We start from the raw sequence: 18,128 nt of genomic DNA on the forward strand, positions 1-18,128 counted from the left end.
ATGTCGGTCATTCTTATTCTCATCATTACCTCTATAGTGGTAGCAACGGTCTTTCTCGGGGCATTTTTTTGGGCAGTAAAATCCGGGCAGTACGATGACACCTATTCGCCCTCCGTGAGAATGTTGTTTGACGAAAAGAAAAAAAGTAAAGGCAATGAATGATTTGAGTCTGTTGAGAAAGTATGATGTGCCCGTGCCCCGCTACACGAGTTATCCTACCGTACCCGATTGGAATACCGAACTATTTCAAATAGAAGACTACAGAGAACGGCTGTTACAGGCATTTGCTAGTTACAAGGAAGATGGGCTGTCGCTCTACGTTCATTTGCCCTTTTGCGAAAGCTTATGCACCTATTGCGGATGCAATACCCGCATTACTGTAAACCATGCTGTAGAAAAGCCTTATATAGAGGGGCTTCTTATGGAGTGGAGTATGTATCTCCATATTCTGCCGGATCGGCCCATTCTTAAAGAGCTTCATTTGGGTGGAGGCACTCCCACCTTCTTTTCTCCAGAGCACCTAAAGCTACTTTTGGAGGCACTACTGAAAACAGTGGTGCTGCATCCCGATTTCGAGTTTAGTTTTGAAGGGCATCCGGCCAATACAACTTATGCCCATTTAAAAGTGCTTAGAGAACTTGGGTTTAGTAGGGTGAGTTTCGGAATTCAAGATTTTGACCCCAAGGTACAGTTGGCCATTAATCGCTTGCAGTCTTTTGAGCAGGTGTGTGATGTAACCCGTTGGTCCAGAGAGCTGGGCTATGGTTCGGTAAACTTCGACCTTATCTATGGTCTGCCCTTCCAGACCCGGAAAAGTATTGAACATACTATAGAAAAGGTAGCTGAGCTAATGCCTGATAGAATTGCTTTCTACTCCTACGCCCATGTGCCCTGGAAGCGTCCGGGGCAACGAGCCTATTCTGAAAAGGATTTACCATCGGCTTATGAGAAACAACAACTCAACCAATTAGGACACAGGCAATTGTTGGCTCTGGGCTATGAGTTAGTAGGGATGGATCACTTTGCTTTGCCAGAAGATGAGTTGCTAAAAGCCATGAAGAATGGTAGGCTACATAGAAACTTTATGGGTTATACTACCAATCCCGGCAAACTACTTATGGGGTTGGGGGTGTCTTCTATTTCAGATATACATTTGGCCTATGCACAGAATGTAAAAAGCGTGGAGGGATACCTCAGCCAACTGAATGCGGGTAAACTTCCGTTGTTCAAAGGACATTTAATGACGAGCGATGATCTCAACACTAAATCGAAAATACTTCAGGTAGCTTGTCAGAAGAGTTTTAAAGAAGATGCCCTTCCGAAACAGTCTAAAAAATTGTTGGATGAGCTGATGGCAGATGGTTTACTGGTCAGTAAAGGGGAGGGTTATGAAATTAGCCAAAGCGGCAATCAGTTTTTGCGCAACGTGTGCGCACTTTTCGACCCACATTATCATTCAACTACCAAAAAAGAAAGGGTATTTAGCCAGTCTGTCTGACCAAACACCCCTAGTGTATTTATTCTAACTTTTAAATGCGGAAAATCCATGTAAACGCGGGCAAATGGATGGTTCATTTGGCCCGTGCATCATGGGTACAAACAACCTATCTTAATCGGAGTTCGATGTAAGGAAGTAGTAAAATGTCCCCCCTTAGGACGTCATTGCGGAATTTTCCACCGAAAACTTCACATACGCAAAGGAAAATATCCGCAATCTCATTTAGGATCTGTTGAGATACCGGATAAAACAGCCCTTTTTGAGAGTTTAAGGCCTGTTTTTCCGGCATGATGTTCTTTTCGTACATCGAACTCAGGTTATCTTAATAAAAGAGATATGCCAAAGGTTAGTGTATTCGGGTTCAGGTTAAAATTGAATCGGTCCGATTCGGAGTTTCCTACCTTTTGCGAGGTATAGGAGATGTCGCCAAAGGTACTTTCAAGGGCAACTTTCTCGCTAACAAAATATGAAAGCCCCGGCCTAAAACTTATAGCAAATGAGCTTTGATCTGTAGAGTTTCCCAGTTCACCGGTTCCCATATCTATCTGAGGCTGGTAAAAGAGGTAAAAATTGTCGGCCAGAGACTTATAGAATCGGGCATAAGCTCCGTAGGTAAACAAAGTGTTCTTGGTTCCATTATTCTTAGAACTACTATAACCAAGTACTAAACCCAAATTAGTTTTCTCCGATAGAAATAAACCACCTCGGGTACCGATAAGGAAGTTAGAAATTTCAGTACCTATGGCGTCAATTTTTGTGTACCCCAAATTTCCGTTTAAAAGCACATCGCCTTTTTGAATCTGAGCCTGTGCCGTGAACCCAACGAATAGGAGTAACCCCATTAAAAATAATTTTTTCATAATTCTGAGTTTTTATATGTTGAAAAATGTAAAAATAAACATGTGTAGCAACGTAAGAACTAAGCCTTTGATTGTGTAGAACTATACGACAGGCAGTAAATTATTTTGAATGGTTACATGATGGGTGTTAGGCAGCTATTTGTTCACTAAAAGAGCTCCGGTGTTTCGCCATTCAGAACCAGGCACGAAAACAGTGTTCTCATGGCTTTTTCAGAGTCTACATTTAAGGTTGCTTAATTGCCTATGTGGTTAGATTACAGTCGGTTATTTCCTTTGCTTCAATAACATGATTTATATCAGTTTTTCAGCTAATTACCGTCAGCTTGCAATCCTGTGCACACAGCTACCTTCGAATCAAATATTGATTAACCCAAGCTGTGACTATGGAACTCGAACAATTCAGGTATGACAACAAAATCGTTAAGTACTTTGCTATTGCAACGGTAATCTTTGGAATTATCGGTATGCTGGTAGGGCTGCTAATAGCCACCCAGCTCTTTTTACCACAATTAAACTTTGGAATCCAATACACAACCTTCGGCCGAATCAGGCCACTGCACACCAATGCGGTCATTTTTGCTTTTGTAGGGAATGCTATGTTTGCCGGAGTGTACTACTCCATGCAACGCTTGCTCAAAGCAAGGATGTTTAGTGATTTACTAAGCTGGATTCATTTCTGGGGCTGGCAGCTTATTATTCTGGCAGCAGCCATTACCTTGCCTCTGGGTTATACCACCTCTAAAGAATATGCCGAGTTAGAATGGCCCATAGATATTGCCATCACCCTTATTTGGGTGGTGTTCGGTATCAATATGATTGGGACCATTCTTAAACGAAGAGAGCGACATATGTATGTGGCTATTTGGTTTTATATAGCCACCTTCGTCACAGTGGCCGTCCTCCATGTGGTCAACTCGTTTGAGATTCCGGTCACCTTTCTAAAAAGCTACTCGTGGTATGCGGGTGTACAAGACGCCCTGGTTCAGTGGTGGTATGGACATAATGCTGTGGCATTTTTTCTCACCACTCCCTTTCTGGGGCTTATGTACTACTATTTACCCAAGGCAGCCAATCGGCCTGTTTATTCATACAAGCTGTCTATTATTCACTTCTGGTCACTCATTTTTATATACATATGGGCAGGGCCGCACCACTTGCTTTATACCTCTTTGCCCGATTGGGCCCAGTCGTTAGGCACTGTATTTTCAGTGATGCTCATTGCTCCCTCGTGGGGAGGAATGCTCAACGGACTGCTCACCCTGCGTGGTGCCTGGGACAGAGTGCGCGAAGACCCGGTACTCAAGTTTATGGTGGTGGCCGTAACGGCCTATGGTATGGCCACGCTTGAAGGACCCCTGCTTAGTATTAAGAACATTAATGCCATAGCACACTTTACCGATTGGATTATTGCTCACGTGCACGTGGGAGGCTTAGGCTGGAATGGATTTATCATTTTCGGTATTCTATACTGGTTGGTGCCTAAAATGTGGGGTACTAAACTGTGGTCTACCAAAGCCGCTAATGTTCACTTTTGGTTGGGCACACTGGGCATTATTGTATATGCTTTGCCGCTATATACGGCCGGAGTTGTACAAAGCCTGATGTGGAAGAATTTTAATGCGGAAGGCTTTTTGGAGTATCCTAATTTTCTGGAAACGGTAACACAGATAGTGCCCATGTACATGATGAGGGCCATAGGCGGACTACTGTACTTTACCGGTGTAATTATAATGGCTGTAAACCTGGTGAAAACGGCCCGTCAAGGTAGTTTTATTGCAAACGAGGCTGCAGAAGCCCCTGCACTGCAGAAGAAGAAGAAGGTAGTGGGTGGCTACTGGCACAATCGCCTTGAGCGCAAGCCCGTGTTCTTTACCGTTTTAGTGTTAGTGGCTATACTCATTGGCGGAGTGGTAGAAATGGTGCCTACTTTCCTTATTAAATCTAATATACCCACCATTGCCAGTGTTCAGCCTTACACTCCTTTGGAGCTTCATGGTCGGGATATATACATCAGAGAAGGTTGCAACAACTGCCACTCACAAATGGTAAGGCCATTCCGCTCAGAGACCGTAAGGTATAAAGGCGAATACTCTAAGGCCGGAGAGTTTGTCTACGATCACCCGTTCTTATGGGGGTCGAAGCGAACGGGTCCCGATTTGCACAGGGTAGGAGGTGCCTACAACAATACCTGGCATTTCAACCACATGGTAGACCCAACCTCTACCTCACCGGGCTCCATAATGCCCCCCTATCCGTGGTTATATACTCAAAGCATTGATCCGGAACTTACAGCCGGTAAGATTAAAGCCCTACGTACTGTGGGTGTGCCATATGAAGAAGGCTACGAGAAGGTGGCCAATGCAGAACTCAAAGAGCAGGCCACCCAAATATTAAAAGACCTTGAGGAGGACCCCAGCGGCTCGCTGCGGTCTTATGAAGCCCTGAACGAGGTTAAAATTAGCGAGTCTTCAGAAATAATAGCACTCATTGCTTACCTACAGAGACTCGGAACCGACATTAAAGCAGAATCAACCGAAAACAAATAAGCCATGTTCAAATATTATTTCGAGCAAGTACACAACGTAGAGATATGGCCCATCATTTCGCTCATTATCTTCTTTGTATTCTTTCTTGGGCTAATCGCCTATGTATGGAAAATGCGCAAAGACTATGTAGAGCATATGCAAGAGTTGCCTCTGGCCGATGGTGCAGAAACAGAAATTGAGTCTCCGAAAAAAAGCCTACAACTATGAGCATAATCACCCATTTTAAACGAAAAACCGCTGTGCTTTTGGTAGCTGGTCTTATGCTACTCGGTACAAAAACCTATGCACAAAGCTCAAACTCTGCCTTGAGCCAGGAAACGATGCTCTATATTACCCTCGGACTGGTATTCGTGGTTTCAATACTGGTTCTGCTGGTTGCCATTTATGTGCTCCAATTGCTCAAGATTTTCATTAAAAAGGAAATGACGGAAGAGCAGAAAACCCAGCCATCTTGGTGGGCTAAGTTATGGGCTAAATGGAACGCTTTTCAACCTATGGAAGAAGAGGAAGAGCTTTTGCTCGATCATGATTATGACGGTATTAAAGAGCTAGACAATCATTTACCGCCATGGTGGAAGGGTTTGTTCTATGTAACCATAGTCTACTCGGTAATATATCTCCTGGTGTTTCATGTATTTAAAACAGCGCCTCTGCAAGACGAAGAATACGAGTTAGAAATTGCCGCTGCTGAGGCACTCAAAGCCAATAAGGAAGCCGATTTAGTCATTGACTTCGATGAAAATACAGTAACCGTAACCGATGATCCGGCCGAGCTGGCTGATGGACAGAAGTTCTTTGAGCAACAATGCAGCATTTGTCATAAGGCCGATGGTGGCGGACTGGCAGGACCCAACCTCACGGATAAATACTGGAGGAATGGAGGAAGCATAACCGATGTGTACAAAGTGATCAAAAACGGAGTTCCCAACACCGCCATGATTTCTTGGGAGGGACAGCTCAACCCTTTGCGCATGAGAAATGTAGCCTCGTATGTACTCTCCCTGCAAGGCACAAACCCTCCAGGAGCCTTGCCTCCGGATGGAGAACTGTATGAGCCGGAGAATTAATTGATCGTGAGACAGTCACAAAATGTAATGGGCTGCGTCATTCCCGACTTGATCGGGAATCTCACCAGGCTAGCACGGGCTTAAGGGAGGTTTCCCGGTTTCATGGGAATGACGAATGCGTTTTGAAGTGGCCAGCCGCAGTGTCTCAGGAGACTAAAAAATAATACCGATGGAGCAAGATAAAATAAAGGACCTCTATACTTACGATGACCACTACCGGGACTCTATTGCCACGGTAGATGAAAAAGGTAAGCGTGTATGGGTTTACCCCAAAAAGCCCAAAGGTAGCTACCATAGTAAGAGAATGGTGGTGAGTGTAATTCTTCTCACCATACTCTTTGCCGGTCCCTTCATAAAAATAGGTGGGGAACCTTTCTTATTACTCAATGTTTTTGAGCGCAAGTTTTCAATTCTCGGAGCCGTCTTTTGGCCACAAGACTTCTTTATTCTAGCCTTAATAGCTATCAGCTTCTTTGTTTTCATCATCCTCTTTACCGTAGTTTTTGGTCGGGTATGGTGCGGCTGGGCCTGTCCGCAAACCCTGTTTATGGAAATGGTATTCAGAAAAATTGAATACTGGATAGATGGTGACGCGGCCCAGCAGCGAAAGCTGAAAAAAATGCCCTGGACAGGCTATAAAATTCGAAAGAGATTGGCCAAACATCTCATTTTCTCACTCATTGCCATACTCATTGGCCACACCGCCATGGCCTATCTCATCGGCATTGAGCAGGTGAAGGAAATCGTAAGTCGGCCACCTTCAGAGCACTGGGCAGGGTTCGTAGGACTCATAGCTTTTAGTACCGTTTTCTATGCTGTTTTCGCCTTTTTGCGCGAACAGGCCTGCGTGGCTATTTGTCCTTATGGCCGTTTACAGGGAGTGCTTTTGGTCAAAGACTCCATGGCCGTGATGTACGATTGGTTGCGCGGAGAGCCCAGGGGTAAACTCAAACGAAATGAACAACGAACCGAAAAAGGAGATTGCATTGACTGTAAGCTCTGTGTGCATGTGTGCCCCACAGGCATAGACATTCGCAACGGAACCCAACTGGAATGTGTGAACTGCACCGCATGCATAGATGCCTGCGATGATGTGATGACAAAATTGGGTAAACCCAGAGGACTTATTCGGCCTACTTCTTATACCGCTATTGTAGAGGGTAGACAGCGCATGTTTACGCCCCGTGTGGCCGGGTATACAGGAGTGCTTCTACTTTTAGTTACCCTGCTGGTAGTGTTTGTGTCTGGCAGGTCGGAGGTAGAGGCTACTGTGCTGAGAATGCCCGGTATGATGTACCAAAAACTAGAAGATGGCCACATTCAGAACATCTACAACATACAATTGGTAAATAAAACCGCTGAGGATATAGAGCTGTCTGTCCGGTTAAAAGATCAACCACGTGGGCTTGTTGAAGTGGTGGGAGAAGAAGCTTTGATTTTGCCTGCCAAGGCAAAGTTAGACCGTGTATTCATCATTAAGCTTCCACAAGAACAACTCAAAACCACTAAAACAGAACTCTCCATTCAGTTATGGATGGGTGAACAACTGATTGATGAAGTAAATACTAATTTCTTAGGACCTGTAACACTAGAAAAATGAATTGGGGAAACAGAATCGTATTGGCCTTTGCGTGTTTTATAGCCGGAATATTCTCCATGGCTTACATCAGCATGAATACTGAGTTTAGCTTGGTGGCCGATGATTACTACGAACAGGAATTGGCCTACGAAGATCAAATAGTTCGCATGCGAAATGCCAACCGTTTAGAAGCCGGGCCGGAATTTATTGTCGACCGTCAAAACCTTAAAGTGCAGTTGCGCTTTCCCGAGCAGTTGGCCAAACAGGTTACCGGTGGCAAAGTTAAATTCTACAGAGCCAGCAACGCCAGGCATGATAAAGAGATTGAGCTTAACCTAGGCAGTGAAAATACCTGGGAGGTCGATGTGGCATCTTTTGTTAGCGGAGCCTGGAAACTGCAGTTGTTGTGGACCGATGGCCAAAAGGAATACTATCAGGAAATTGATTTTGTGATCTAATGCTGATGCTGTGGACAGGCTTTTTGTTTGGCTTATTTGGTAGCCTGCACTGTTTGGGCATGTGCGCGCCCATTGTTTGGGCAATGCCGGTTAGGGCCGGCAGTCGGTTCCACTGGTGGAAGCTCCGCCTCAGCTACAACTTTGGCCGAATTATTACCTATTCTTTGCTGGGTAGTTTGTTTGGCTTGGCAGGGCACTCGGTTAGGCTTATGGGGTTTCAGCAGCACCTTTCCATTATTACCGGAGTTTTCTTATTGTTCTTTTTGCTTATTAACAAAGGGCGAATTTCTGGTGGTTTTAGGCTAAAGCCATTGTCTCGCCTTTTATTGAGAGTTAAAGCATCATTGAGCCGGCTCATGAACGGAAATACCGCAAAGACCAATGCCCTTTTGGGCTTCTATAATGGCTTGCTGCCCTGCGGTTTGGTATACATGGCACTTATAGCCTCATTGTCTATGGGCTCAGTGCAAGGCGGAATGCTCTACATGATTTCTTTTGGACTGGGTACACTGCCAATGATGATTGCCGCGGCCTGGATGGGTCGTTCGCTCCGATCGTTAAACCAATCCATGGTCAGGCGTTGGATCCCCCGATTTATAGTTCTGGTGGCGCTATTACTCATTGTGCGTGGTCTCAACTTGGGTATTCCTTACATCAGCCCCAAGCTGGTTAAAGGACAGGCCATTGAGCTTTGCGAACAGCCCTAGAATTCTTGGCTTTATGATCAAAATCATTATTTTCTAAGGAAATAATGATCAACTTGATTCTAACAGAAAACGAAACAAATCAATCATGAAAACTATACTAGTACCTACAGATTTTTCGGAACAAGCTACCAATGCCACAAAGCTGGCAGCTGAGATAGCCCGACATTCGAAAGCCCGAATTGTCTTGCTCAATGTTATTGAGGGTACCCGCAGCTTTGCCTTCAACACCATGGGAGAAGCCTCAGAGCCTGTTGGCGAAGAAGCATTCTTTATTAATAAGCTTATTGAAATACAGAAAAAACATTTAAAGGAAGCGGCCGCTCAAGAGGCACTCAAAGGACTTACGGTTGAAACCGTTTTAGAAATGGGAAGCCCCTACGAAAGTATTTCCAATCTGATAGCCGACTATAAAGCCGATTTACTCATAATGGGAACCAAAGGCTCCAGTGGGTTAGACGAAATACTCATAGGCTCCAATACAGAAAAAGTAGTGCGCTATGCCAAGTGCCCTGTAATAACTGTAAAAAATGAGGTAAGCCTTAAAGACATCAAAAACATAGTGTATGCCACCAATCTGTCTACCGATCAGTCTGCATTTATTCCTCATATAAAAACTGTTCAGTCGTTCACAGGAGCCCGGTTGCACTTGCTCAAGGTAAATACACCCAATCACTTTTACACTCAGCGGCAGCTCAATAAGGAGTTCGCCCGGTTTAAAGAGCAGCATGGGCTTCTTAATTGCACTACCAACATTTATAATGAGGTGACAGAAGAAGATGGTATACTTTATTTTGCTGAAGACCTTGGAGAGTGTATGGTAGCCATAGCCACTCATGGCCGAACAGGGCTCTTGCACCTGCTCACCGGAAGTATTGCTGAAGACCTGGTAAACCATGCCACCATACCGGTAATGACCCTTTCTATGAAGAAATAGGAACAGCTTTATGAAAGCATACTTCAGAAACCGGAGTAGGGCTCAAAAGTAGCTCGATTTCCGGTTTCTGTTTTCACTTTAAGGCAATGAATAACTAATTTCGAAGCATGTCTAGGAAGAACAAAAGAGATAAGGGGAGAAGCGGAGTGGTTTATTCAACCAATCAGGACTTTGCCTATGAATATGAAGGAAGTTTTGAAGAAGAAACACTTGCTCCGGCTGAGCAAAACCTAAAAGTGATGCTCGACAAGAAAAGCCGAGGAGGTAAGCAGGTAACTCTGGTTGAAGGTTTTGTAGGTACAGATGAAGATTTGAAAGAGCTGGGCAAGATGCTGAAATCGAAGTGCGGTGTTGGAGGCACGGCCAAAGATGGTGAAATACTTATTCAGGGAGATTTTCGAGATAAGGTTTTGGAGCTTCTTCAGAGCAATGGATATAGAGCAAAAAGAGTAGGCGGCTAATGCTCAAAAGAAATTACATAGTAAGCCTTCTGCTTCTATTCATGTTAATGGCTTGTGGGTCTTCCTCTTCAGAAATGAAGCAAGGTTACATGATTGTAAGTGGATCAGATGTCTACTATAAAACCATGGGTAGTGGCGACCCCTTGTTGGTTATTCACGGAGGACCCGTACTCGATCACTCTTATTTTTTACCCCATTTGGAAGAACTCGCTAAAGACTACCGGCTTATTTTTTATGACCAACGCGCCTGTGGTAAGTCTTCACTTTCGATCGACTCCGCCACTATGAACCTCAATGGTTTTGTGGATGATATTGAGCAGATAAGAACCAAGCTGGGCCATGAAAAGCTGCACATTATGGGGCACTCCTGGGGAGGTCTGCTCGCTATGAAATATGCTATGGCCTATCCCGATAAGGTAGAACGTCTTATATTGGCCAACTCGATGGCGCCTAGTTCTGCCGACTGGCAAAAAGAAAATCTTGCCGCAGCCAACAACATAGACCCTAAAGACAAGCGGAGGCTAGATAATATTGTGAGCACAGGCTTGCTGCGCACACCCAACCCAGTGCCTTACATAAAAGAAATGATGCTTTTGTCATTTAAAGCACAGTTTTTCGATAAACTCAAGATAGACCAACTGAACCTCAATATCCCGGAAGATTTTCAAAAGAGGAGTGCTGTTTTTGGACTGTTAGGCCCCGATTTGGCACAATACAACTTATATGCTGACCTAAAAAAGATTAAAGCTCCTGCACTGGTTATGTATGGCGATGCAGAAGCGGCCATTAACCTGCATGCTCGAAAAATGGTAGACTCTCTCAACAACGGACGCCTTAAGGTAATACCCACCTCCGGACACTTTCCTTTTATTGAAAATCCTATAGCTTTCAACCGAGCAGTTAGAGATTTTCTGGATGATTAACGGAGAGGTTAATTGCCCTTAGTTCAGTTCCTATCTCACGGTTATGGTACGTGTTACATCAAATGCTTTTTGAAAAAGGCAATGGTTCTTTGCCAGGCCAGAGTGGCAGCAGCCTCGTCATAGCGAGGGGTTGTATTGTTGTGAAAACCATGGTTTACATCAGGATACACAAAAGCCTCGTAGCTTACCCCATTGGCTTTTAGTGCCTGTTCGTAGTCCGGCCATCCGGCATTCACTCTGCTATCCAGCCCCGCATATTGCAACATTAGAGGGGCTTTTATTTTGGCGGCATCTTCATTTGAAGGCTGGCTTCCATAAAAGGGTACGGCTGCACCCAGGTCGGGCAAGCGCACGGCCATCATATTGGAAATCCACCCACCAAAGCAGAAACCAACTACTCCCACTTTTCCGTTAGATTCAGGTCGGTTTTTAAGCCAATGATAAGCCGCTATAAAATCTTCAAGCATTTCATCCCTGTCTCGTTGCCGTTGCAGAGCCCGGCCCTCATCATCATTGCCGGGATAACCGCCCAACGGTGTTAGTGCATCCGGAGCAAGACTCATAAAGCCATCGACAGCGCATCTTCGACCCACATCTTCTATGTATGGATTTAAACCTCTGTTTTCGTGTACTACAATTATGCCGGGTAGTTTGCCAGAAGCACCTTCCGGTTTCGAAAACAACCCTTTAATTTTTCCGCCCCCTTTTGGCGAATCGTAGGTAATATATTCACTACTCAAGCGGTCGTCATCAGCACTCACCAAAGCAGTGGTTTCATAATCGGGCATAATGAAGCTTAGAAGAGAGCTTATAGTGATACCGCCAACGGCATAGACCGATAGTCGTTCAATGAATTTCCTGCGGTCAATCTTATTATGGGCATATTCATCATATAGGTCGAACACTTCTTGGCTAATGTCTTCTTTTTTGAGCGGCATAGTATAAGGGGTTGATTAACTGATAAATAAGTTAAGAAAATACCGGCTGTGTCTTATAAATCTTTTTACTGGCGGATTTGTGCTGGGCTTGAATGGCAACAGGAGGCCTGGTAATTTGTTTTTTAGGCCCGCTAGTTTCTCACAAACAACCACTTAACTCCTGAATAAATGCCTTTGCCAATAGCTCCGATAATACCAGCCTTCTTTTTTTGTTTGAGTACTACATTAATGATAGAGTGATCGATACTCGATTGGAGTCTCTTAAGCTCACTTTCGAGTATTTCTATTTCTCCACTTATTCTCTCCAACTCCTTCTCAATACTCAGCATGTCAGAAACGGAATTGGCTTGTTGTAAAAGGTTCAGGTACCTTTCTTTTACCTTTTTAAGGCTGCTAAGTCGGTCTTGTGAGTTGAATACCTGATTGGTTACGTCCCGGCTATTTATTAGTCTTTGTTTTACTTTCCCTATACCGGCTAAGTCCTCAAGAGTTTTTGAAAAGGAGGCGGAAGGTATTCGATAGCTAAACTGATAGTTGTTTCTCGATATCAAAAGCCCATTGTTTTGGCCGAAAATACGATTGATGGTTTTAAAGCTACTGTCTGGGTGCTCTACTAGTAGTTCCATCAATGCCTCATGAGAAATTAAAGGTTCGGAACTGCTTGGTTCCGTCAACGCTACATCTATGGCTGAGGTATGGTTGGAGAGGCTATGCTGAGGGGGATTAGCACCCCTGCAATTAATGAATAGCAGCAGGCTCAGTAGGGCTAAAATGTAAGTTTTCTTCATGATTGAGTGTTTATAGCGATAATAACGAGCTTCCACTTGATCTAGTACTACCGGTTGGTCTTGGTTAGGAGCGGTTAGGTAGGTGTCATGTTCAATTATTGACCCTGTTTTAAAATCAGCCGGAAAAGTCTTACTTTAGATTACTTTTTTAACACACTAAATATCAGAACTATGGGAAAAATGGACCCGACAGTACTCGGAGCGAGGTTGCTGTCCGCAAAAGAATCACAGGAAATCGATCTAGGTATTTTACAAGGCTTTCTGGGCACTTGGGAAAGCAAACCCGGATCGGGCACAGGTTGGAATGTTATTGCCGTACCAGGTAACTCACCCTTTACTCCTCCGGCCGATGGTTTTGTTCTGGAGGTAATTCCATATTATGAAACATGGTCGTTTTCTCCGGCTGTTATTGCCGGTAATCGTGGTATGGAAGATGACCAGACCATTGTGGGATTAATCTATGAACAGAAGGTCTTTAGCGATTGCGATACTGAATTTTGTAATGCCCGAGGCTTTAGTAAGGGCACCGAAATTCATGCCGAAACAGGAATGTTGCTGAACATTACCAATTTCGATAGCGGCTTTAATGTGGCCAGACTCGGTAATATTCCGCATGGTAATTCAATCTTGTTAATGGGTAACTCCAGCGAATCTAACGGAAAGTTTGATTTTCCTGAGGCTAAAACAAGCCCAACTTTGGTTGATGGAGGAGGCGTGTTTGGTTATGGAGAAGAACAATATACCATGCATCCACGGTTTCCAGATTTCCCTCAGGCCAATCCTAACCAGCAGCTGGCCAATGATGTAAAGGATCAGAAGTTTGGTCAGGTTATTACGCTCAATCTGTCTTCTGAGAACGCCACAGGAGGTATCCTCAATACCCCATTCATAACCAAGAATACCGATGCTACAAAAATGAGCTGTATTTTTTGGCTAGAAGAGGTGTTGAACGCTAATGGTAGCAGTTCATGGCAGCTTCAATATTCACAGACGATCAACCTGGTGTTTCCTCCTTCTACAGCCCCTAACGGAAGGAAGTTTAATTGGCCTCATGTGGATATCAATACCCTGCAGAAGGTGGCCGATGTATAAGAAATTCTAATAGCCACCCCACCCGTCCGACCGATCCAAGCGGTCGGACGGGTGAATCGTATACATTTAAGTGCTCAGGAGCAGGCTTTCAGTAAAATATTCTTTCCATTTTGGCCAGACTTCCTGAAATGCTTTTTGGTCTATTCCTGTCTGCTCAATAAATGCCTTTAAGGTTGGAGCAAATTGTCCATGCATTTTCCAAAGGTTGAGGAAGATGTATTGACCGCGATTCAGTTCGAACAGACCAATTCTAAAGTCTTTTGTCCTTGCCAGAGCCACGTAGGTTGGCAAAGGGGTTGGTATTGCAGGAGACTTGCCTTTAATAGCCTGCTGATAATATTGGCTAATTGGAAACTTAAAAGCGAACAACTCCAGGGCCTCCACCAAACGAAGTTGCTCACTTGGAGTTTTCAGTAAGGCATATTCAAAGGTAGTGGAGAAGTCGGCATCGAAAATGCGGGTGATTTTATACTCAAACCTTACCAGCTCAATCATAAAATCGGGCCAGGTTTCGCGCTCTTCTGGAGCCAGCTCTTTGTCTGGTCTTGTTTCTTCAAGGTATTGAGCAAACCGGTGACCCAGCTCGCTGAGTGTATAGCTTTGCGAAGGATACTTCTGCAGGTAGTCATCGACAAACGCCTGAAATAGCTCTTTTCCGAGAGCCATCTGAAGTACCGAAAATTGCTTTTCCATGCAGTCGCGTAATCTGGCCAGGTAGCCTGTTTGGTAAATTTGCAATCGCTCATTCGCAGAGAGTCTGCTGTTGGGTTTAATGAGCTTCTCTACATCGTTCTTAAATGAGTCCGGCAAATAACTGTTGGGGTCGGTTTCGAAAGCGAGTGGAGACACCAGTATTTGTTGCATCCATTTTTGAGTGGCTGAAAGGCTTGGCTTTGTCATTGTAGTTCCTGGCTAACTTCCGGTACTAAAAAACTCACCGGGTTAGAAACTTTAAGGTCTGTGGTTGATGGTGGGTTCATTTGAATGGGCCCCGGTTCACCCTCCATGTATTCCCTGGCTTTCAAAACTTCGGCATGGTACTCTTCAAAAGAGGGAATATGGTTATCCCACTCCAGAAGCACTGAACAACCTCCGATTTTTTGCCAGGCAATTCTAAACAGCTCCCAGACGGAATCTATTACCGGGCTATCATGTGTGTCTATTATGTGTGTGCCGCAATGCATGTGGCCAGCCAGGTGCATTTGCACAATTCGTTCGTGTGGGAGTTCTTCAATGTATTTTATAGGATCCCACTCATTGTTAAAACAGGTCACGTATACGTTGTTAACATCGAGAAGCAGACCGCAGCCACTCTGCTCGGCCATTTCCTTCAAAAACAAAGGTTCATGAATATCGGAATGCTGAAAGCTCAGGTAAGTGCTTGGGTTTTCGAGAATAAGTGGGCGTTCCAGAAAATCTTGCACCTGTTTAATACGCTGTACTATATGATTCAGAGTTTCTTCATTGAGTGGCACAGGAAGAAGGTCGTGTGTATTTAAGCCCAATACGCCCGTCCAGCAAAGGTGGTCACTAATCCATTTGGGTTGAATTTCGGAAGCTAGTTTTTTGAGCCGCTTTAAGTAGTCCATGTTCAGCGGGTCGGTGCTTCCTATGGAAAGAGAGACCCCATGCATAACCAAAGGATATTCTTCGGCAATTTGCCTTAGAAAGTTCATGGGCCTTCCACCGGAGTCCATGAAGTTTTCGGAGATAACCTCAAACCAGTCTACTGGCGGATGATTTTCAGTAATGTATTTAAAGTGTTGGCTTCGGAGCCCCAGTCCTAAGCCTAATTGCGGCAGGTTTTGCAATTGGCGTTCAAAATGGTCTGTATTATGGGCATGCATATTCAGTGGGGTTAAGCAGAAGCGGGAACTTAACAGCACTACATGCTTCACAGAATTCCCGCTCTGTCATTGATTGGTAATTTATACCGGAAGACCGTTTGCGCTACTGCTGAGCCTGGCTTTCCCTTTTTTCATCTTCTTCTACCTTTTTACATTCGGTACAAGTGTCTTTGAGGGCTTCTCTGCTGGCCTCAATCATTTCTTCAGCATTTTTTGCCGGGCTGTTGTAGCCGAAAGAGCAATATTTATCTCCGCTATTTCCGCAAGAGTCGTACTCACCGTTGGCGGCTACAGATTGCAACCATTTTTGCGGTGGTCCTGAAGGAAAAGGAGAGGGGCCAACTGTTCGGTTGGCTTTGGCCATTCTTTCTTCAAACAGCTTGCGGGCAAGTAGCCAGGTGCTTTTACCGGCATTTGGTCCCTGAGTGCTAAATCGTTCGGCTTGTATGGGGGTGGCGCAGCTGCCTTGCCAGGCGCAGTCGTTGGCTCCCGGTCGGCATTGTTCGGAGGCGTCACCATATAAACCACAACCACCTTGTCCGCGGCAGTTGTTTAGTGTGTGACAAACGTGTGTTTGAGTGGCGCAAAAGCCTTGTCCAGCACAGGCGTTGGTTCCAAATCTATCATGGCCTTTGCAGGCGTTCAGCCCCATGCAGGCGTGCAATTCAAGGGGAGTAGTAATGTCTTTTTCTCCCTTGCTGCTGGAGCCGCAACCGTTGGAGCTTCCACAGCTGCTTCCTCTGCCGCCACAGCTATCGTACAAAAAATGAGTGTTGTTAAAAATATACATACGTGTGAGTTTTATAAGTGATTAACCTGCAAATGAGAGCTTTCCTTTTTCTTTATCCAGATAAGGCTCCAATGGCACATCGGGTAAGTCATGAATTCTTTGTCCGAGATAGGCAATACCATCATAGGCACCTACAGCGCTGTTGAATAGTTCTATTAACTGCGATTTAGGGCTGGAAGAGGTTGCAAAGTGGTAGTCTTCAAAGGTAGGGGCAGCATTATATGTTTTGCCATCTTTGGCCACATAGCTCATTCCTGTTAGTTCACCACAAAGTGAGTTAAGAATGAATATCATAGACTTATGAATGCCAAACATAAAGAGTTCATATTGGGTGTGTCCCTTTCTGCGATAGCAATCTTCGCTCATTAAAAAGATGTAGGTGTAAATGGCATTGGTAAGAGTGGCCACCTTTTGAACAGCAGGGCTGGTGTAATCGGCTACGCTTGGGTTTTCCGGAACATTGAGCACGAAGTATTTGGTAAAGAACTCGTCATTTATCTCGTCTAGTTTGGCGGGATCAAAGTAGGTTTTTGCACTGGCGTCCTGGTCGCCTACATCGCATACCTCTTTGCCCATAGCATGAGCAAACTTATGCAGGTATTTATGCAAGTCACAATACACCTGATTGAACTTAAAAAAGTGTGATTCTTCGTCTCCGCTAGGGTCGTCTGTGTCATCTATATTGCCCGGAGCACAATTCACCGTTCCGTTGGCATTAAGCCCCGTGGTTAAACCACTTCCCGGCTCGGGGGTGTGTCCTTCCCCTTGTTCAACAATTTCCTGCATAGCCGCAATGGCACTTTCTGCATCGGTTACGTATATCAGGTCGCCACTATCTTCTGCATTGGTAAATACCGGTTTGTGTTCGCGGTTATAATATATGGTATCAATGGTGTTGTTTGTGTAGTAGCCTTTGCCGGGAATGAGTTGGGGTCTTTCCGGATGGTACTCCACATCGGCACTACCCAGATACTTTTCAATTTGAGAGTAGAATTCGCCAATGGTGGTATATTCAATAGGTTTGGCAGCAAGCAACATCTCGGTGCCGGGTTCTTTCAGTTTGTCCGGAGACTCAATTTGAAGAAAGGTATAAAGCGACCTGAAAGAAAGTTTCGATCGATTGATCGGAAACTCCGGTATGTGTCCGGGTAAATAGGCCGGCCAGCTGGTCGGGGTTTTGTAAAGTAACTCCGGCTGTCCAACGGTGGCTTGTTTAATGTTGGAAGAAAGGGCCATGTGTAGCATTTCTTCTATTACCACGCTCATTATTAAGGCTCCTGCCCGGTTGGCATAAACCATAATATCAGCCGAAAGTTCCTGAGCCAGAGTGGAGGCTTCTTCTTTTGTTTTACCGGCAGCCAGGAGGTCAGCGGTTAGTTGCTCGATTAATTCATCCTGGTTGGGATTTCTGTTAATAGAGTAATATGTGTACAAATAGACCGGTATAGTGGCTATTTCAATCTCTATGGCTTGTTGAATGGCCTGGGGAAAATTTTCCTTATTGACCACGGAGTCATTGCCCAGCAAGAGTGGGGCTTTAGATGGTGCGTTCATTGAAAAAATAGTTTGGTGTGAAATTACATGTCCCAATTTAAGGAATCTGCAATTAAAAGTCACCCCGGATTATTACCTGTTTTTTT

At 44.7% G+C, this 18,128-nt stretch carries 19 protein-coding genes; 12 read left to right on the forward strand and 7 right to left on the reverse strand.

The features are described from left to right. Positions 1-162 carry a cbb3-type cytochrome oxidase assembly protein CcoS gene (gene ccoS / locus IE164_RS06665; protein WP_189629441.1) on the forward strand — a complete coding sequence of 54 codons (162 nt, stop codon included), beginning with the start codon at positions 1-3 and terminating at the stop codon, positions 160-162. Further along, positions 155-1,498 (forward strand): oxygen-independent coproporphyrinogen III oxidase, encoded by a 1,344-nt coding sequence (hemN, locus tag IE164_RS06670; RefSeq protein ID WP_189629442.1) that lies wholly within the window; start codon positions 155-157, stop codon positions 1,496-1,498. Before ccoS ends, hemN begins: the two co-directional genes overlap by 8 nt. 317 nt (positions 1,499-1,815) lie before the next feature. Here the strand turns inward: hemN and IE164_RS06675 are convergent, their stop codons facing one another. After that, entirely contained in the window at positions 1,816-2,358 is a 543-nt protein-coding gene (locus IE164_RS06675) for an outer membrane beta-barrel protein (RefSeq protein WP_189629443.1), read from the reverse strand. A gap of 383 nt (positions 2,359-2,741) precedes the next feature. On the opposite strand from IE164_RS06675, the gene ccoN reads away from it, so the two are divergent. The 9 genes from ccoN to IE164_RS06720 all read left to right on the forward strand — a co-directional run bounded on the left by ccoN (position 2,742) and on the right by IE164_RS06720 (position 11,033). Then, positions 2,742-4,904 (forward strand): cytochrome-c oxidase, cbb3-type subunit I, encoded by a 2,163-nt coding sequence (gene ccoN, locus IE164_RS06680; RefSeq protein ID WP_189629444.1) that lies wholly within the window; start codon positions 2,742-2,744, stop codon positions 4,902-4,904. Positions 4,905-4,907: 3 nt separating this feature from the next. Continuing rightward, the gene (locus IE164_RS06685) at positions 4,908-5,111 is read left to right on the forward strand and encodes a cytochrome C oxidase Cbb3 (protein WP_189629445.1); all 204 of its coding nucleotides are present in this window, start codon (positions 4,908-4,910) and stop codon (positions 5,109-5,111) included. Then, entirely contained in the window at positions 5,108-5,971 is an 864-nt protein-coding gene (locus tag IE164_RS06690; protein WP_189629446.1) for a cbb3-type cytochrome c oxidase N-terminal domain-containing protein, read from the forward strand. Before IE164_RS06685 ends, IE164_RS06690 begins: the two co-directional genes overlap by 4 nt. A gap of 169 nt (positions 5,972-6,140) precedes the next feature. Next, positions 6,141-7,571, forward strand: coding sequence for a cytochrome c oxidase accessory protein CcoG (gene ccoG, locus IE164_RS06695; RefSeq protein WP_189629447.1), 1,431 nt, complete (start codon positions 6,141-6,143; stop codon positions 7,569-7,571). After that, positions 7,568-8,008, forward strand: a complete 441-nt coding sequence (locus IE164_RS06700) for a FixH family protein (protein WP_189629448.1) — start codon at positions 7,568-7,570, stop codon at positions 8,006-8,008. Before ccoG ends, IE164_RS06700 begins: the two co-directional genes overlap by 4 nt. Next, entirely contained in the window at positions 8,008-8,715 is a 708-nt protein-coding gene (locus tag IE164_RS06705) for a sulfite exporter TauE/SafE family protein (protein WP_189629449.1), read from the forward strand. The genes IE164_RS06700 and IE164_RS06705 overlap by 1 nt, the downstream gene beginning before the upstream one ends. Before the next feature lie 85 nt (positions 8,716-8,800). Beyond that, the gene (locus IE164_RS06710; RefSeq protein ID WP_189629450.1) at positions 8,801-9,649 is read left to right on the forward strand and encodes a universal stress protein; all 849 of its coding nucleotides are present in this window, start codon (positions 8,801-8,803) and stop codon (positions 9,647-9,649) included. Between the two features lie 107 nt (positions 9,650-9,756). Beyond that, on the forward strand, positions 9,757-10,110 hold the full coding sequence (locus tag IE164_RS06715) for a translation initiation factor (protein ID WP_189629451.1): 354 nt from the start codon (positions 9,757-9,759) through the stop codon (positions 10,108-10,110). Continuing rightward, positions 10,110-11,033: an alpha/beta fold hydrolase gene (locus IE164_RS06720; RefSeq protein ID WP_229838564.1), complete on the forward strand. Its 924-nt coding sequence runs from the start codon at positions 10,110-10,112 to the stop codon at positions 11,031-11,033. Before IE164_RS06715 ends, IE164_RS06720 begins: the two co-directional genes overlap by 1 nt. Before the next feature lie 53 nt (positions 11,034-11,086). On the opposite strand, the gene IE164_RS06725 is transcribed toward IE164_RS06720, so the two are convergent. Then, positions 11,087-11,971, reverse strand: coding sequence for a dienelactone hydrolase family protein (locus tag IE164_RS06725; protein ID WP_189629453.1), 885 nt, complete (start codon positions 11,969-11,971; stop codon positions 11,087-11,089). 131 nt (positions 11,972-12,102) lie between these two features. Continuing rightward, positions 12,103-12,759: a DUF4349 domain-containing protein gene (locus tag IE164_RS06730; RefSeq protein ID WP_189629454.1), complete on the reverse strand. Its 657-nt coding sequence runs from the start codon at positions 12,757-12,759 to the stop codon at positions 12,103-12,105. Between the two features lie 171 nt (positions 12,760-12,930). Between IE164_RS06730 and IE164_RS06735 the strand changes: the two genes are divergently transcribed. Beyond that, entirely contained in the window at positions 12,931-13,851 is a 921-nt protein-coding gene (locus IE164_RS06735) for a heme-binding protein (RefSeq protein ID WP_189629455.1), read from the forward strand. Positions 13,852-13,917: 66 nt separating this feature from the next. On the opposite strand, the gene IE164_RS06740 is transcribed toward IE164_RS06735, so the two are convergent. The 4 genes from IE164_RS06740 to IE164_RS06755 form a co-directional block, all read right to left on the reverse strand. Further along, positions 13,918-14,751, reverse strand: a complete 834-nt coding sequence (locus IE164_RS06740) for an HvfC/BufC N-terminal domain-containing protein (RefSeq protein WP_189629456.1) — start codon at positions 14,749-14,751, stop codon at positions 13,918-13,920. Further along, positions 14,748-15,698, reverse strand: coding sequence for an MNIO family bufferin maturase (gene bufB / locus IE164_RS06745; RefSeq protein ID WP_189629457.1), 951 nt, complete (start codon positions 15,696-15,698; stop codon positions 14,748-14,750). Before bufB ends, IE164_RS06740 begins: the two co-directional genes overlap by 4 nt. Before the next feature lie 103 nt (positions 15,699-15,801). Beyond that, positions 15,802-16,488 (reverse strand): hypothetical protein, encoded by a 687-nt coding sequence (locus tag IE164_RS06750; RefSeq protein ID WP_189629458.1) that lies wholly within the window; start codon positions 16,486-16,488, stop codon positions 15,802-15,804. Positions 16,489-16,509: 21 nt separating this feature from the next. Then, positions 16,510-18,042: a ferritin-like domain-containing protein gene (locus IE164_RS06755; protein ID WP_189629459.1), complete on the reverse strand. Its 1,533-nt coding sequence runs from the start codon at positions 18,040-18,042 to the stop codon at positions 16,510-16,512. Between the last annotated feature and the right edge of the window lie 86 nt (positions 18,043-18,128).

The sequence above is a fragment of the Roseivirga thermotolerans genome (assembly GCF_014653175.1).
GTDB classification, from domain to species: Bacteria; Bacteroidota; Bacteroidia; order Cytophagales; family Cyclobacteriaceae; genus Roseivirga; species Roseivirga thermotolerans.

Coding starts and splice junctions, on each gene's coding strand:
- IE164_RS06755 (WP_189629459.1), bottom strand. CDS start 18,042: ATGAACGCACCATCTAAAGCCCCACTCTTGCTGGGCAATGACTCCGTG.
- IE164_RS06690 (WP_189629446.1), top strand. CDS start 5,108: ATGAGCATAATCACCCATTTTAAACGAAAAACCGCTGTGCTTTTGGTA.
- ccoG (WP_189629447.1), top strand. CDS start 6,141: ATGGAGCAAGATAAAATAAAGGACCTCTATACTTACGATGACCACTAC.
- ccoN (WP_189629444.1), top strand. CDS start 2,742: ATGGAACTCGAACAATTCAGGTATGACAACAAAATCGTTAAGTACTTT.
- bufB (WP_189629457.1), bottom strand. CDS start 15,698: ATGCATGCCCATAATACAGACCATTTTGAACGCCAATTGCAAAACCTG.
- IE164_RS06685 (WP_189629445.1), top strand. CDS start 4,908: ATGTTCAAATATTATTTCGAGCAAGTACACAACGTAGAGATATGGCCC.
- IE164_RS06710 (WP_189629450.1), top strand. CDS start 8,801: ATGAAAACTATACTAGTACCTACAGATTTTTCGGAACAAGCTACCAAT.
- IE164_RS06675 (WP_189629443.1), bottom strand. CDS start 2,358: ATGAAAAAATTATTTTTAATGGGGTTACTCCTATTCGTTGGGTTCACG.
- IE164_RS06725 (WP_189629453.1), bottom strand. CDS start 11,971: ATGCCGCTCAAAAAAGAAGACATTAGCCAAGAAGTGTTCGACCTATAT.
- IE164_RS06730 (WP_189629454.1), bottom strand. CDS start 12,759: ATGAAGAAAACTTACATTTTAGCCCTACTGAGCCTGCTGCTATTCATT.
- IE164_RS06735 (WP_189629455.1), top strand. CDS start 12,931: ATGGGAAAAATGGACCCGACAGTACTCGGAGCGAGGTTGCTGTCCGCA.
- IE164_RS06700 (WP_189629448.1), top strand. CDS start 7,568: ATGAATTGGGGAAACAGAATCGTATTGGCCTTTGCGTGTTTTATAGCC.
- IE164_RS06715 (WP_189629451.1), top strand. CDS start 9,757: ATGTCTAGGAAGAACAAAAGAGATAAGGGGAGAAGCGGAGTGGTTTAT.
- ccoS (WP_189629441.1), top strand. CDS start 1: ATGTCGGTCATTCTTATTCTCATCATTACCTCTATAGTGGTAGCAACG.
- IE164_RS06705 (WP_189629449.1), top strand. CDS start 8,008: ATGCTGATGCTGTGGACAGGCTTTTTGTTTGGCTTATTTGGTAGCCTG.
- IE164_RS06720 (WP_229838564.1), top strand. CDS start 10,110: ATGCTCAAAAGAAATTACATAGTAAGCCTTCTGCTTCTATTCATGTTA.
- hemN (WP_189629442.1), top strand. CDS start 155: ATGAATGATTTGAGTCTGTTGAGAAAGTATGATGTGCCCGTGCCCCGC.
- IE164_RS06750 (WP_189629458.1), bottom strand. CDS start 16,488: ATGTATATTTTTAACAACACTCATTTTTTGTACGATAGCTGTGGCGGC.
- IE164_RS06740 (WP_189629456.1), bottom strand. CDS start 14,751: ATGACAAAGCCAAGCCTTTCAGCCACTCAAAAATGGATGCAACAAATA.